The organism is Rugamonas sp. FW305-51, from assembly GCF_058786935.1.
Genome location: NZ_JBYSZG010000032.1, coordinates 21,282 through 35,739, shown reverse-complemented (window position 1 = coordinate 35,739; position 14,458 = coordinate 21,282). Strand labels below are relative to the sequence as shown.

The following is a 14,458-nucleotide window of genomic DNA, read 5'->3' as shown; positions in this document are numbered from 1 at the left end:
GGCGGGTTCCTTAGTGACCCTGTCCACGCAAGACCATAAGCGCGCGGCAGGCAGTACGGCGCCGCGCAACATAAAGACTGACGAGAGATCCAAATGGCAATACGCGAGAACTTCACCTACACCGACATGGACCTGTGGCTTAACGAGAAACGGGTCACGGAAATCGAATGCCTGGTCCCCGACCTGACCGGCGTGGCCCGTGGCAAGATCCTGCCGCGCACCAAATTCACCCAGGAACGCGGCATGCGCATTCCCGAGGCCGTGCTGGGCATGACCGTGACGGGCAACTACCCGACCGAGGATACGGCCTACGACCGCGCCATCTCCAGCACCGACCGCGACATGATACTGAAGGCCGACCCCACCACCATCACCATGGTGCCCTGGGCCACCGACCCCACGGCGCAGGTGATCCATGACTGCTATTTCTCCGATGGCCGCCTGGTCGACTTCGCGCCCCGCTCCGTGCTGCGCCGCGTTCTCAAGCTGTATGCCGACAAGGGCTGGCAGCCGGTGGTGGCGCCGGAACTGGAGTTCTACCTGACGGCCAAGAACAGCGATCCCGATCTGCCGCTGAAACCGCCTATCGGCCGCAGCGGCCGCGCCGAGACCACGCGCCAGGTCTACAGCATCGACGCCGTGAACGAGTTCGATCCCCTGTTCGAGGACATCTACGACTACTGCGACCTGATGAACCTGGACGTGGACACGCTGATTCACGAAATCGGCGCCGGCCAGATGGAGATCAACTTCCTGCACGGCGATCCGCTGGGCCTGGCCGACAAGGTGTTCTTCTTCAAGCGCACGCTGCGCGAAGCGGCCCTCAAGCATGACATGTACGCCACCTTCATGGCCAAGCCGATGGCGGGCGAACCCGGTTCGGCCATGCACGTGCACCAGAGCGTGGTCGACATCAAGACCGGCCAGAACATCTTCAGTGCGCCAGACGGTTCGGCCGCGCCCATCTTCAAGCACTACATCGGCGGCCTGCAGCGCTACATGCCGTCGGCCATGGCGATCGTGGCGCCGTACGTGAATTCCTACCGCCGCATCGTGCGCCACACGGCCGCGCCGATCAACATCCAGTGGGGCATGGACAACCGCACCGTGGGCTTCCGCATCCCTGAATCGGGTGTGCAGGACCGCCGCGTGGAAAACCGCATCATCGGCGCCGACGCCAACCCTTACCTGGCGCTGGCCGTCACGCTGGCCTGCGGCTACCTGGGCATGGTCGACGCGCTGGAACCGACCCCGATCACCGAGGGCAGCGCCTACGACCTGAAGTTCGAGCTGCCGCAAGGCCTGCCCGAAGCGCTGCAGGCGCTGCGCGCCGAGGACAAGCTGCGCACCGTGCTGGGCGACCGCTTCATCGACGTGTACGCGGCGATCAAGGACCTGGAGCACCAGGAATTCATGACCGTCATCAGTCCGTGGGAACGTGAACACCTGCTGCTGCACGTGTAACCGCACCCGAACCAACCATAAGCAGGACGCGGCCGTGCAGAACACGGCCGTTCGACAAACACTCTCATTCAACGCACTTGAGATAGGGACTATCATGTCTTCAAATCCCCTGGCGCCCAGCGCCGCACTGGTGGCATCGGTGAAATCGGCCGCCACCCGCAACGAGCTGTTCGACACGGCGGCGATCCAGAAAATGGACTCGGCCCACTACCTGCACCCGTTCACCGACTTCAAGCAGCTCAACGAACACGGCGCCCGCGTGATGGTGCGCGGCGACGGCATCTACCTGTGGGACTCGCAGGGCAAGAAGGTATTGGACGGCATGTCCGGCCTGTGGTGCGTCAACGTCGGCTACGGCCGCACCACCATCTCGGAAGCGGTCTACCGCCAGATGGAGACGCTGCCGTTCTATAACAGCTTCTTCAACACCACCAACGTGCCGGCCGTGCAGCTGGCCACCAAGCTGGCCGAACTGGCGCCGCCGGGCTTCCAGCACGTGTTCTTCACCGGCTCCGGCTCGGAAGGCAACGACACCAACCTGCGCATGGTGCGCCGCTACTGGGACCTGATGGGCTACCAGGAGCGCCACACCATCATCAGCCGCCACAACGCCTACCACGGCAGCACCGTGGCCGGCGCCTCGCTGGGTGGCATGGACGGCATGCACGCCCAGGGCGGCCTGCCGATTCCCGGCATCGTCCACATCGGCCAGCCCAACTACCTGGAAGCGGGGCAGGGCATGACGGAGGATGAATTCGGCATCAAGGCCGCCTCCTGGCTGGAAGACAAGATCCTGGAAGTGGGCGCCGACAAGGTGGCCGCCTTCATCGGCGAACCGGTGCAGGGCGCCGGCGGCGTGATCATTCCGCCCGCCACCTACTGGCCCGAGATCCAGCGCATCTGCGACAAGTACGGCATCCTGCTGATCGCCGACGAAGTGATCTGCGGCTTCGGCCGGCTGGGCAAGTGGTTCGCCTCCGAGCTGTTCGGCATCCGTCCCGACCTGATCACCTTCGCCAAGGGCGTCACCTCCGGCTACGTGCCGCTGGGCGGCGTGCTGGTGGGCGACCGCGTGGCCAATGTGCTGATCGAGAAGGGCGGCGATTTCAACCACGGCTTCACTTACTCGGGCCACCCGGTGGCCTGCGCCGCAGCGCTGGAGAACATCCGCATCCTCGAATCGGAACAGCTGGTGCAGCGCGTGGACGAGGACACCGGCCCCTACCTCAAGCAGCGCTTCGCCACCCTGGGCGAGCATCCGCTGGTGGGCTACACCAGCAGCTGCGGCTTCGTGGCCGGCCTGAACCTGGTGCGCAGCAAAGGCGCCACCGTGCACGAGAACGTGGCCTTCGACGAGGCGCTCAGCGTGGGCATGGTGTGCCGCGGCTACATGTTCAACAACGGCATGATCATGCGCGCCGTGGGCGACCGCATGATCATCGCGCCACCGCTGGTGATGACGCGCGCGCAGATCGACGAGATGGTAGCCCTGATCCGCCACTGCCTGGATCTGACCTACGACGACGTCAAGCAAAAAGGCTGGGTATAAAACTTCCTGATTAAAGCAGGTGCAATCGCATAAGAGCAGTCACACAAGAGACGCATTTTCCAACTGTAAAAGATAGGGGAAACAAGAATGATGATGCCAGAACCCGCCAAGCAGATGAATCAGCTTAAACACCGCGTCGCACGCGGCCTGTCCTGTATTTGCGCCGCCACCGCCGTGGCGGCAGCCCTGGCCACGCCGGCCTGGGCACAAGAAGAAAAGGTCCTCAATATCTACAACTGGTCGGACTACATCGCCGACGACACCATCAAGAACTTCGAGAAGGAAACCGGCATCAAGGTCCGCTACGACCTGTTCGACAGTAACGAAGTGCTGCACGCCAAGCTCACGGCCGGCAAGACCGGTTACGACATCGTGGTGCCGTCGTCCAACTGGGCCCGCCTGCAGATCGACGGCGGCCTGCTCAAGGAACTGGACAAGAGCAAGCTGCCCAACCTGGCCAATATGGACCCGCAGCTGCAGGCGCTGATCGGCAAGAGCCTGGACCCAGGCAACAAGCACCTGGTGATCTGGCTGTGGGGCTATACGACGCTGGGCATCAACGTCGACAAGGTCAAGGCCACGCTGGGCAGCATGCCGATGCCGGACAACGCATGGGACCTGATCTTCGATCCGAAATACGCCTCCAAGCTCAAGTCCTGCGGCATCTCCGTCCTCGATTCGCCTTCCGAAATCCTGCCGCCTGCCCTGCAGTACCTGGGCAAGCCGGCCTTCTCCAAGAACAGCTCCGACTACCAGGACGCGGGCCGTTTGCTCAACTCGATTCGCCCCTACGTCACCCTGTTCAGCTCCTCCGGCTACATCAACGACATGGCCAACGGCTCGCTGTGCCTGGCGCTGGGCTGGTCGGGCGACATCAACATCGCGCGCCAGCGCGCCATCGACGCCAAGAACGGCAACCATATCGAAGCGCTGATCCCGAAGACCACGGCCACCCTGCTGTTCGACACCATGGCCATCCCCACCGACGCGCCGCACCCTGGCAATGCGCTGCTGTGGATGAACTACATCATGCGTCCTGAAGTCCACGCCAGCCTGACCAACAAAGTGTTCTACGCCAACCCGAACGCCGCCGCCATCAAGTACGTCAAGAAGGACATCGCCGACAACAAGACGGTCTACCTGTCCGACGACGACAAGAAGCGCATGACCGTCCCCGAGCCATACAGCTCGGATATCCGACGCATCATGACCCGCGTCTACACCAAATTCAAAACCGGACTGTAAGCGCTCCGCAGTGACGTGTTTGCACGCCCGGTAAACGCCGGGTGTGGCCGCCGCATGTCCGTTTCACCTATTTTTTGTACTGTGTGCCACCATGAATCCAGCACCATCCGCCAAGCCGGCGGTCGACGCCGGCCAGCCGTTCCTGTTCATCCGTAACCTCGTCAAGTCGTTCGACGGCGTGCGGGCAGTGGACGATATTTCCGTCACCATCAACAAGGGCGAGATCTTCGCCCTGCTGGGCAGCTCCGGCTGCGGCAAGTCCACCTTGCTGCGCATGCTGGCCGGCTTCGAAACGCCGACCGAAGGCCAGATCACACTGGCCGGGAAAGACATTGCCAACGTGCCGCCGTACCAGCGTCCCATCAACATGATGTTCCAGTCGTATGCGCTGTTCCCCCACCTGTCGGTGTGGGACAACATCGCCTTCGGCCTGCGCCGCGACGGCCTGGCGCCGGAGGAAGTGGCGACCCGCGTGGAACAGATGCTGGCCCTGGTCCAGCTCAAGGCCTACGGCCGGCGCAAGCCGCACCAGCTGTCGGGCGGCCAGCAGCAGCGCGTGGCGCTGGCGCGCAGCCTGGCCAAGCGTCCGCAATTGCTGCTGCTCGACGAACCGCTGGGCGCGCTCGACAAGAAACTGCGCGAGCGCACCCAGATGGAACTGGTCAACATCATCGAGCAGGTCGGCGTGACCTGCGTGATGGTGACCCACGACCAGGACGAGGCCATGAGCATGGCCACCCGCATCGCCGTCATGAGCGAAGGGCGCATCCTGCAGGTGGGCGCGCCGGGCGAGATCTACGAAACGCCCAACTGCCGCTTCGTGGCCGACTTCATCGGCAGCGTCAATCTGTTCAACGGCAACGTGGTGGTCGATGAGCCGGACCACGTGATCGTCGATTCGCCCGAAGGCCGGCACTACATCAACCACGGCATCACGGGCACCAAGGGCATGGAAGTGTCGGTGGCCGTGCGGCCGGAGAAGATCTGCCTGCAGACCGAGGCGCCGACGGCCGACCAGCGGGCCCACGCCGACGAGCAGGGCCACAACTGCGTGCAGGGCACCATCACGGCCATGGCCTACTTCGGCAACGATACCCACTACCACGTGAAGCTCGACAGCGGCCTGCTGCTGAAAGTGTCGCGCACCAACGCGGCCCGTCACGACAGCAGCCGCCTGCAGCGCGACCAGCGCGTCTATGCGTGGTGGGACGGCGCCGACATCGTCGCGCTGACCAGCTAAGGAGTAGCCATGAGCAAATCCATGCTGACCCATGCCCTGACGCTGCGCTGGATCACGGGCCGCCGGCTGGTGATCGCCGTGCCGTTCTTCTGGCTGGCGTGCGCCTTCCTGGTGCCGTTCCTGATCGTGATGCGCATCAGCTTCACGGAGCCGGACGCCGCCAACCCCTTCGGCACCCTGATGACGCTGGTCGAAGGCGTCGTCACGTTCAAGATCAAGGTCTCGAACTACCTGTTCATCGCGCAGGACGACCTGTACGTGCTGACCTATCTGAGCTCGATCAAGTTCGCCGCCATCACGACGGCCCTGTGCCTGCTGATCGGCTACCCGTTCGCCTACTTCATGGCGCGCGCCAAGCCCACCGTGCGGCCGGTGCTGATGATGATGGTGATGCTGCCGTTCTGGACTTCCTTCCTGCTGCGTATCTATGCGTGGAAGGGCATCCTGGCCAACAACGGCATCCTCAACCACTTCCTGATCAGCGTGGGCGCCATCGCCGAACCGCTGCACATGATGAACACCCAGTTCTCGCTCATCATCGGCATGGTGTACGCCTACCTGCCGTTCATGATCTTGCCGCTGTACGCCAACCTGGTGAAGATGGACGTGCGCTTCCTGGAGGCGGCGGCCGACCTGGGCGCCACGCCGATGCAGACCTTCTGGCGCATCACGGTGCCGCTGTCGAAGTCGGGCATCATCGCCGGCTCCATGCTGGTGTTCATTCCGGCCGTGGGCGAGTACGTGATTCCTGAACTGCTGGGCGGACCGGAAACGCTGATGATAGGCCACGTGCTGTGGGACGAATTCTTCACCAATAACGACTGGCCCATGGCCTCGTCGGTGACGGTGGTGGTGATCCTGCTGATCCTGGTGCCGATGGCGATCTTCAACAAATACAAGGCAGAACAGAACATGGCGGGGCGCGCATGAACGGACAAAATCTGATCCAACGGTGGTTCGGGCGCGGCTGGCTGTCGCTGGGCTACCTGTTCCTCTACCTGCCCATCCTGGTGCTGGTGGTGTTCTCGTTTAACAGCTCGCGCCAGGACATGGTGTGGAGCGGTTTCTCGACCAAGTGGTACTTTGAGCTGATGAACGACACGGAGATCATCTCCGGTTTCGGCCTCTCGCTCAGGATCGCCGTGATGACGGCGTTCGCCTCCGTCATCCTGGGCACCTTCGCCGCCTTCGTGATGAACCGCTACCCGCGCTTCCACGGCCGCACGCTGTTCTCGGGCATGGTCAGCGCGCCGCTGGTGATGCCGGAAGTGATCATCGGCCTGTCGCTGCTGCTGATGCTGGTGTCGGTGCAGAAGCTGTTCGGCTTCCCGGAGCGGGGCATGATGACCATCTGGCTTGGCCACACGCTGCTGGGCATGGCCTACGCGGCCGTGGTGGTGCAGTCGCGGCTGCAGGAGATGAGCAAGTCGCTGGAAGAGGCGGCGATGGACCTGGGCTGCAAGCCGCACCAGGTGTTCTTCCTCGTCACGCTGCCCAACATCACGCAGGCGCTGGCCTCGGCCTGGCTGCTCACGTTCACGCTGTCGCTGGACGACGTGGTGCTGTCGGCCTTCCTGTCCGGCCCCGGCTCCTCGACCATGCCGATCGTGATCTTCTCGCGCGCCCGGCTCGGGCTTGATCCCCGTGTCAACGCCGTCGCCGCATTGACCATCCTGGCGGTGTCCGTGGCCGTCATATGTTCCAGCTTGATGATGGCAAGGGCCGAGCGCCTGCGCCAGAAACAGATTTCCGCTGCCTTCAAGGCAGATACCGAGTAACGCCTACAACAACCGATAATAAAGGGAGTAGCCATGCACTTGATGAAAAAAATCGTAGTCGCCATCGCCATCGCATATCCGGCCATCGCCATGGCCGAGAGCACCAAGGACCTGAAGGCGGAGCTGGAGGCGCTCAAGGCCCACGTAAAACAGCTGGAAGCCATGATCGAGAAGGTGAGCACGCAGACCGTCCAGGCCAATACCCAGGCCAGGGAAGCGAGCGCCCAGGCGGCGCAAGCCAACACCCAGGCCGTGGCCGCCGCCGCCAGCGCCGACAAGGCCGCGGCGAACACGGTCGATGTGGCCGAATTCAACCGCATCCGCATCAAGACCGAGGCCATGGAAGACGCGCAGGAAGCGAACGGCTTCAAGGCCGTCAAGATTTCCGGCTATGTCGACCCGACCTATCTGTACAACCGCAACGCCAAGACGTCGAGCTTCATGTTCTTCAACAATAACAGCTCGATCAACGGCTCCGGCGAGAGCTTCGGCTACGACAACACCTTCTTCGGCAGCGGCATGCTGACGTTCGAGAAGGAACTGGAAGGCGGCACCAAGCTCAAGATGACCATGATGCCCAGCAAGAGCGCCGGCGCCGGCTACAACTTCGGCAGCCTGGTGCACGAAGCGTCGTTCATGGTGCCGCTGGGCGACTTGAACACGCGCTTCATCGGCGGCCAGATTCCCGACTGGACCGGCTATGAATTCATCCCGTCCAACCAGAACAAGCTGATCACCCACAACCTGCTGTTCGACTTCTCGGCCGCCAATTTCTACACGGGCGCCGGCCTGGAAGTGGTGGACGGCAAGTGGGACGCCAAGTTCATCGTCGGTAACCTCAACAGCGCCAAGATCGACGTCGCGCGCCGCAACTCGCCCGGCCTGTTCTACCGCGTCGATTACGCCAAAGGGGAATTCAACGGCTTCGGCTTCTCCGGCATCCACGCCGGCTTCGACGACCACACCCAGTTCGGCCGCCTGGACCTGGTGGAAGCGGACGGTTACTTCACCCGCGGCGACTGGAACGTGCAGGGCCAGATCGGCTACGGCCGCCAGAAGGCCACGCCGTACAACGGCTACACGGGCGACAGCATGCACTGGTGGGGCCTGTCCACGCTGGCGTCGTACAAGATCACGCCGCGCCTGGAAGCGATCGCCCGCTTCGACTACATCAGCAACAAGAGCAATGGCGGCGGCGTGTTCGGTTCGACCTACGGCGGCACCTGCCTGGACGCCACCGGGGCCGACGCCAACTGCCCCGATGGCCGCAACGGCTTCGGTTCCAGCATGAGCTTCGATGGCGCCAGCTGGGTGGTGGCCGACCCCACCCAGGGCACCAATCGCTCGGCGCTGTCGCTGGGGTTAAACTATGCCCTGATGCCGGGCGTGAACCTGAAGGGCGAATACCGCTACGACCGTTCGACCGGCAACGTGTTCAAGACCGCGGATGACCAGTATCGCCGCGACAACCATGTGTTCGGCGTGTCGACACTGATCAGCTTCTAAGACAGGAGAGGCAGAGATGACTAGCACACTTTGGCACGAGCGCGCAGCCGCGCTCGCGATTGACGGCCGCGCCTTCATCGGCGGCCAGCGCGTCTGGGCGAAATCGGAGCAGCGCTTCGACAACCTGTCGCCCGTCGACGGGCGCAACCTGGGCCAGGTGGCGCGCTGCGACGGCGCCGACGTGGACCTGGCCGTGGCCGCGGCCCGCGCCGCGTTCGAGGACCGCCGCTGGGCCGGCAAGTCGCCGGCCCAGCGCAAGCGGGTGCTGATACGGTTCGCCGACCTGGTGCAGCAGAACGGGGCCGAACTGGCCCTGCTCGAAACGCTGGACATGGGCAAGCCGATCAAGTACAGCCAGAGCGTGGACGTGGGCGCCGCCGCCAACACCCTGCGCTGGTACGGCGAGGCGATCGACAAGATCTACGACGAGATCGCCCCCACGGCCGACTCCAGCCTGGCGCTGATCACGCGCGAGGCGGTGGGCGTGGTGGCCGCCATCGTGCCGTGGAACTATCCGATGATCATGGCGGCGTGGAAGATCGCGCCGGCCCTGGCGGCCGGCAACAGCGTGGTGCTCAAGCCGTCGGAGAAGTCGCCGCTGACGGCCTTGCGCCTGGCCGAACTGGCGCTGGAGGCGGGTATCCCGGCCGGCGTGTTCAACGTGCTGCCCGGCTACGGCCACGAGGCCGGCGCCGCGCTGGCGCTGCACATGGACGTGGACTGCATCGGCTTCACCGGCTCCACCAGGATCGGCAAGCAGATCCTGCAGATGGCCGGCCAGTCCAACCTGAAGCGGGCCTGGACTGAGCTGGGCGGCAAGTCGGCCAACATCGTGTGCGCCGACTGTCCGGACTTGGATGCGGCCGTGGCCTCGGCCATCGGCTCCATCTACTTCAACCAGGGCGAGAGCTGCAATGCGCCTTCGCGCCTGTTCGTGGAAGCGTCGATCCGCGAGCGCTTCCTGGAAAAGGCCTTGGCCATGATGCCCGACTTCCAGCCGGGCGACCCGCTTGACGAGTCCACCGTGATGGGCGCCATCGTCGACGCTACCCAGCTCAAGACGGTGCTCGGCTACATCGACGCCGGCAAGGCGGACGGCGCCAGGCTGCTGTCGGGCGGGGCGCAGGCCCGCACGGCCAGCGGCGGCTACTACGTGCAGCCCACCCTGTTCGACCAGGTGGACAGCGGCATGAAGATCGCGCGCGAGGAGATCTTCGGCCCCGTGCTGTCGGTGCTCAGCTTCACCGACATCCACGACGCCGTGCGCCAGGCCAACGCCACACCGTACGGCCTGCAGGCGGCCGTGTGGACGGCCAACATGAGCAAGGCGATCCAGACCGCGCGCGCGCTGCGGGCCGGTACCGTGCACGTGAACCAGTACGACGGCGACGACATCACCGTGCCGTTCGGCGGCTACAAGCAGTCCGGCAACGGGCGCGACAAGTCGCTGCACGCCTTCGACAAGTACACGGAGCTCAAGACCACCTGGATCCAGATTGGCTGAGCGCATGGATAACGGCGTCCTCAATACCGGCAATCCTGGCACGCTGCTGCGGCGCGAGGAGGAATTGACGCGCGCCTCCTACTACGAGGCCAGCGTCCAGCGGCCCGCACCGCACGCCCCGCTGGCCGGGCGCACCACGGCCGACGTGTGCGTGATCGGCGCCGGCCTGGCCGGCCTGTCGGCGGCGCTGGAGCTGCGCGCGCGCGGCCTGTCGGTGGTGGTGCTGGAAGCGCAGACGGTGGGCTGGGGCGCTTCCGGGCGCAACGGCGGCCAGGCCCTGGTCGGCTACGCCAGCGACGAGGCGGTCGAGCAGCAGCTGGCGCCGGACCAGGCGCGACTGGCCTGGCAGGTGACGGTGGACGCGCTGGCCCTGCTGCGCCGGCGCGTCGCCACCCACAACATCGAATGCGATTTCGTGGACGGCTATCTGAGCCTGGCCGTCAACGCCCGCAAGGCGGCCGCGCTGCGCGCCTGCACGGAGCAGCTGGAACGGGCCTACGGCTACGCCATGCAGCCCATCGCGTCGGAGGAGGTGGGGGCCTGGATCGCCAGCGGGCGCTTCCACTCCGGCGCGTACGATCCGCAATCGGGCCACCTGCACCCGCTCAAGTACTGCCTGGGCCTGGCCCGGGCCGTGCGCGACGCGGGCGCGCGCATCCACGAACGATCGGCCGTGGTGCAGGTGCAGCGCGGCGCCAAACCGCTGGTGCGCACGGCCGGCGGCGAAGTGGCGTGCGACTTCGTCGTCATGGCCGGCAACGTCTACCTGAACGAATACGGCAAGGCCGTGGCACCGGATATCGGCGCGCGCATCATGCCGGTGGGGACTTACATCATCGCCACCGAACCGATGGAAGCGGCGCGCGCCGAGGCGCTGATCCGCCGGCGGGCCGCCGTGTGCGACACCAATTTCGTGCTCGACTACTTCCGCCTCACGGCCGACAACCGCATGCTGTTCGGCGGCGGCGTGAGCTACAGCGGCGCCACCCCGGCCAACCTGAAGCAGGCCATGCGGCGCCGCATGCTGGCCGTGTTCCCGCAGCTGGCCGACCTGGACGTGCCGCACGCGTGGGGCGGCTTCGTCGACATCACCATGAACCGGGGACCCGACTTCGGCCGGGTGGACGGCAACCTGTACTACCTGCAGGGCTTTTCCGGCCACGGCCTGGCGCTGACGGGCATGGCGGGGCTGCTGGCGGCCGAGGCGATCGCGGGCCAGGCCGGCCGCTTCGACCTGCTGTCGCAGCTGAGGCACCGCAACTTCCCCGGCGGGCCGGCCATGCGCACGCCGGCGCTGATCCTGGGGACGTTGTACCATCGTCTGCGCGACCTGCTGTAATCCATCCAACGACAGGAGAATGAGATGACCCAAGCCATGCGTGACTTTCTGCGTGAGCGCAACATCCATGAGGTGGAATGCGTGATCGCCGACATGACCGGCATCGCCCGCGGCAAGATCCTGCCCAAGGACCTGTTCCTGAGCGAGGGCGAGATGCGTTTGCCCAAGAGCGTCTTGCTCAACACGGTCAACGGCGAGCAGCCCAACAACATGCCCTACACGGGCGCCACCGATCCGGACATGATCTGCGTGCCGGACCTGGCCACGCTGCGCCAGGTGCCGTGGGCCGCCGAGAACGTGGCGCTGGTGATCCACGACTGCCAGGACTTCGACGGCACGCCTGTCGGCCTGTCGCCGCGCGCCGTGCTGCGCAAGGTGCTGCAGCTGTACGCGGCGCGCGGCTGGCGGCCGGTGGTGGCGCCCGAGATGGAGTTCTACCTGGTGGCGCGCAGCAGCAACCCGCACGAGCCGCTGGTGCCGCCGCTGGGGCGCAGCGGCAAGACCGAGTCCGGCCGCCAGTCCTATTCGATCGACGCCGTCAACGACTTCGATCCCTTTTTCCTTGAGTTATCAACCTTCTGCAAGCTGCACGAGCTGGGCGTGGAAACGCTGATCCACGAGGCGGGCGCGGGCCAGATGGAGATCAACTTCACCCACGGCGACGCGCTGGAACTGGCCGACCGCGTGTTCCTGTTCAAGCGCGCCGTGCGCGAGACGGCGCTGCGGCATGGCATCTTCGCCACCTTCATGGCCAAGCCGATGGAGACGGAGCCGGGCAGCGCCATGCACATCCACCAGAGCATCGTCGATACGGAGACGGGCAAGAACATCTTCAGCAACGACGACGGCAGCGCCAGCGGGCTGTTCTTCAACTATATCGCCGGGCTGGAAAAATACACGGCGCCGGCCACGCTGCTGCTGGCGCCGCACGTCAATTCCTACCGCCGCCTGTCGCGCTTCATGTCGGCGCCGACCAATGTGCGCTGGGGCTACGACAACCGCACCTGCGGCATCCGCGTGCCCAATTCCACGCCCGTCAACCGCCGGCTGGAAAACCGTGTGCCGGGCGTGGACGTCAATCCCTACCTGGCCATGGCCGCCACGCTGGCTTGCGGCTACCTGGGCATGGTGGAAGACTTGACGCCGTCGCCGCCCACGGCCGACAGCGCCGAGCATGTGCACGACGAACTGCCCCGCAACCTGGAAGACGCCATCGTGCGCCTGCGCGAATGCAAGGCGCTGGGCGAAGTGCTGGGCGAGCTGTTCGTGCAGGCGTTCTGCGAAGTGAAGGAACTGGAATTTGCCACCTACAGCCGCGTGATCAGTTCCTGGGAACGTGAGCACTTGATGCTGCTGGTGTGAGGAGAGCACGATGCACGAGAATGCGAAGCCGGAACCTGCGCAGCAGGGGCACGAGCAGCAGGACCAGATGCGGCACGAGCATACAACCCGGCACGGCGTGAACTGGGCCAGGGCGCAGGCGCTGGCGGCGGCCGAGCGGGCCGACTTCATCGCCCGCAACCCGGCCTCGCAGGCGCTGGCCGCGCGCGCCGGTGCGCACCTGCTGTTCGGCGTCCCCATGCACTGGATGAAGGACTGGTCCACGCCGTTCGCGCTGACCGTGCGCGAGGCCAGCGGCGCCGGCTTCACGGACGCCGACGGCCACGCCTACACCGATTTCTGCCTGGGCGACACGGGCGCCATGTTCGGCCACGCGCCGCCGCCGGTGGCGCACGCCATCGCGCACCAGGCTACGCGCGGCTACACGGCCATGCTGCCGTCCGAGGATGCGGCGCCCGTGGCCGAGGAACTGGCGCGCCGCTTCGGCCTGCCGTTCTGGCAGTTCGCCCTGTCGGCGTCGGACGCCAACCGCTTCGTGCTGCGCTGGCTGCGCGCGGCCACGGGCCGCGGCAAGATCCTGGTGTTCAACGGCTGCTATCACGGCACGGTGGACGATGTGTTCGTGGACCTGGTGGACGGCGTGCCGACCCAGCGCGACAGCCTGCTTGGCCAGGTCTATCCGCTCACGCAGCAGACGGTGGTGGTGGAATTCAACGACCTGGCCGCGCTGGAGGCGGCGCTGGCGGGCGGCGACGTGGCCTGCGTGCTGGCCGAGCCGGTCATGACCAACATTGGCATGGTGCTGCCGCAGCCCGGCTACTGGGAGGCGGCGCAGCAGATCATGCGCCGCCACGGCACGCTGCTGGTGATCGACGAGACCCACACCATCAGCAGCGGTCCCGGCGGCTATGCCCGCGCCCACGGCTTAGCGCCGGACGCGCTGGTGCTGGGCAAACCGATCGGCGGCGGCGTGCCGTGCGCCGTGTACGGCTTTTCGGCGGACGTGGCGCAACGGGTGGAGCAGGCCAAGCGCACGGCGCCGCCCGGCCATTCGGGCGTGGGAACGACGCTGAGCGCCAATATGTTCGCCATGGCCGCCATGCGCGCCAATCTGGAACAGGTGATGACGGAGGACGCCTACCAAGCCATGTTCGCGCTGGCGGACCAGCTGTCGGCCGGCCTGCGCAGCGCGATCGCCCGCCACGGCCTGCCATGGTGCGTGACGCAGGTGGGCGCGCGCACGGAATTCCAGTTCGCCCCGCAGGCGCCGCGCAACGGCAGCGAGGCCGAGGCCATACTCGACGGCGAGCTGGAACAGATCATCCACCTGTACCTGCTCAACCGGGGACTGCTGATCACGCCCTTCCACAACATGCTGCTGGTCTGTCCGCACACCACGGCGCAGGACGTGGCCCGCCTGCTCGACGGCTTTGACCGCTGCCTGTCCGAACTGGTGTGACGGCGGGCGGTAGCGGACAAGGCCGCCACGCCC

The 14,458-nt window shown here is 65.5% G+C and carries 11 protein-coding genes; all 11 read left to right on the top strand.

Annotated elements, in window-relative coordinates; translation table 11 throughout:
* The first annotated feature begins 93 nt into the window (after positions 1-93).
* The 11 genes from AC3WOS_RS19945 to AC3WOS_RS19895 all read left to right on the top strand — a co-directional run bounded on the left by AC3WOS_RS19945 (position 94) and on the right by AC3WOS_RS19895 (position 14,425).
* On the top strand, positions 94-1,464 hold the full coding sequence (locus AC3WOS_RS19945; protein ID WP_492717886.1) for a glutamine synthetase family protein: 1,371 nt from the start codon (positions 94-96) through the stop codon (positions 1,462-1,464).
* 94 nt (positions 1,465-1,558) lie between these two features.
* The gene (locus tag AC3WOS_RS19940) at positions 1,559-3,013 is read left to right on the top strand and encodes an aspartate aminotransferase family protein (protein ID WP_492717884.1); all 1,455 of its coding nucleotides are present in this window, start codon (positions 1,559-1,561) and stop codon (positions 3,011-3,013) included.
* Between the two features lie 114 nt (positions 3,014-3,127).
* Complete coding sequence (locus tag AC3WOS_RS19935) at positions 3,128-4,258, top strand: polyamine ABC transporter substrate-binding protein (protein ID WP_492717940.1); 1,131 nt, start codon at positions 3,128-3,130, stop codon at positions 4,256-4,258.
* Between the two features lie 91 nt (positions 4,259-4,349).
* The gene (locus AC3WOS_RS19930; RefSeq protein WP_492717882.1) at positions 4,350-5,498 is read left to right on the top strand and encodes an ABC transporter ATP-binding protein; all 1,149 of its coding nucleotides are present in this window, start codon (positions 4,350-4,352) and stop codon (positions 5,496-5,498) included.
* 9 nt (positions 5,499-5,507) lie between these two features.
* The gene (locus AC3WOS_RS19925) at positions 5,508-6,428 is read left to right on the top strand and encodes an ABC transporter permease subunit (RefSeq protein WP_492717880.1); all 921 of its coding nucleotides are present in this window, start codon (positions 5,508-5,510) and stop codon (positions 6,426-6,428) included.
* Positions 6,425-7,276 carry an ABC transporter permease subunit gene (locus AC3WOS_RS19920; protein WP_492717878.1) on the top strand — a complete coding sequence of 284 codons (852 nt, stop codon included), beginning with the start codon at positions 6,425-6,427 and terminating at the stop codon, positions 7,274-7,276. Before AC3WOS_RS19925 ends, AC3WOS_RS19920 begins: the two co-directional genes overlap by 4 nt.
* 42 nt (positions 7,277-7,318) lie before the next feature.
* Positions 7,319-8,782: a DUF3138 family protein gene (locus tag AC3WOS_RS19915; protein ID WP_492717876.1), complete on the top strand. Its 1,464-nt coding sequence runs from the start codon at positions 7,319-7,321 to the stop codon at positions 8,780-8,782.
* A gap of 16 nt (positions 8,783-8,798) precedes the next feature.
* Complete coding sequence (locus tag AC3WOS_RS19910) at positions 8,799-10,286, top strand: aldehyde dehydrogenase (RefSeq protein WP_492717874.1); 1,488 nt, start codon at positions 8,799-8,801, stop codon at positions 10,284-10,286.
* Between the two features lie 4 nt (positions 10,287-10,290).
* Entirely contained in the window at positions 10,291-11,625 is a 1,335-nt protein-coding gene (locus tag AC3WOS_RS19905; RefSeq protein ID WP_492717872.1) for an NAD(P)/FAD-dependent oxidoreductase, read from the top strand.
* A gap of 24 nt (positions 11,626-11,649) precedes the next feature.
* Positions 11,650-12,987, top strand: a complete 1,338-nt coding sequence (locus AC3WOS_RS19900) for a glutamine synthetase family protein (protein WP_492717870.1) — start codon at positions 11,650-11,652, stop codon at positions 12,985-12,987.
* A 67-nt stretch (positions 12,988-13,054) separates the two neighbouring features.
* Positions 13,055-14,425 carry an aspartate aminotransferase family protein gene (locus AC3WOS_RS19895; RefSeq protein WP_492717939.1) on the top strand — a complete coding sequence of 457 codons (1,371 nt, stop codon included), beginning with the start codon at positions 13,055-13,057 and terminating at the stop codon, positions 14,423-14,425.
* Positions 14,426-14,458 lie beyond the last annotated feature (33 nt).

Bases quoted from the DNA above. Each gene is read 5' to 3' on its own strand.
- AC3WOS_RS19945 (WP_492717886.1), top strand. From the start codon at position 94: ATGGCAATACGCGAGAACTTCACCTACACCGACATGGACCTGTGGCTT.
- AC3WOS_RS19940 (WP_492717884.1), top strand. From the start codon at position 1,559: ATGTCTTCAAATCCCCTGGCGCCCAGCGCCGCACTGGTGGCATCGGTG.
- AC3WOS_RS19935 (WP_492717940.1), top strand. From the start codon at position 3,128: ATGAATCAGCTTAAACACCGCGTCGCACGCGGCCTGTCCTGTATTTGC.
- AC3WOS_RS19930 (WP_492717882.1), top strand. From the start codon at position 4,350: ATGAATCCAGCACCATCCGCCAAGCCGGCGGTCGACGCCGGCCAGCCG.
- AC3WOS_RS19925 (WP_492717880.1), top strand. From the start codon at position 5,508: ATGAGCAAATCCATGCTGACCCATGCCCTGACGCTGCGCTGGATCACG.
- AC3WOS_RS19920 (WP_492717878.1), top strand. From the start codon at position 6,425: ATGAACGGACAAAATCTGATCCAACGGTGGTTCGGGCGCGGCTGGCTG.
- AC3WOS_RS19915 (WP_492717876.1), top strand. From the start codon at position 7,319: ATGAAAAAAATCGTAGTCGCCATCGCCATCGCATATCCGGCCATCGCC.
- AC3WOS_RS19910 (WP_492717874.1), top strand. From the start codon at position 8,799: ATGACTAGCACACTTTGGCACGAGCGCGCAGCCGCGCTCGCGATTGAC.
- AC3WOS_RS19905 (WP_492717872.1), top strand. From the start codon at position 10,291: ATGGATAACGGCGTCCTCAATACCGGCAATCCTGGCACGCTGCTGCGG.
- AC3WOS_RS19900 (WP_492717870.1), top strand. From the start codon at position 11,650: ATGACCCAAGCCATGCGTGACTTTCTGCGTGAGCGCAACATCCATGAG.
- AC3WOS_RS19895 (WP_492717939.1), top strand. From the start codon at position 13,055: ATGCGGCACGAGCATACAACCCGGCACGGCGTGAACTGGGCCAGGGCG.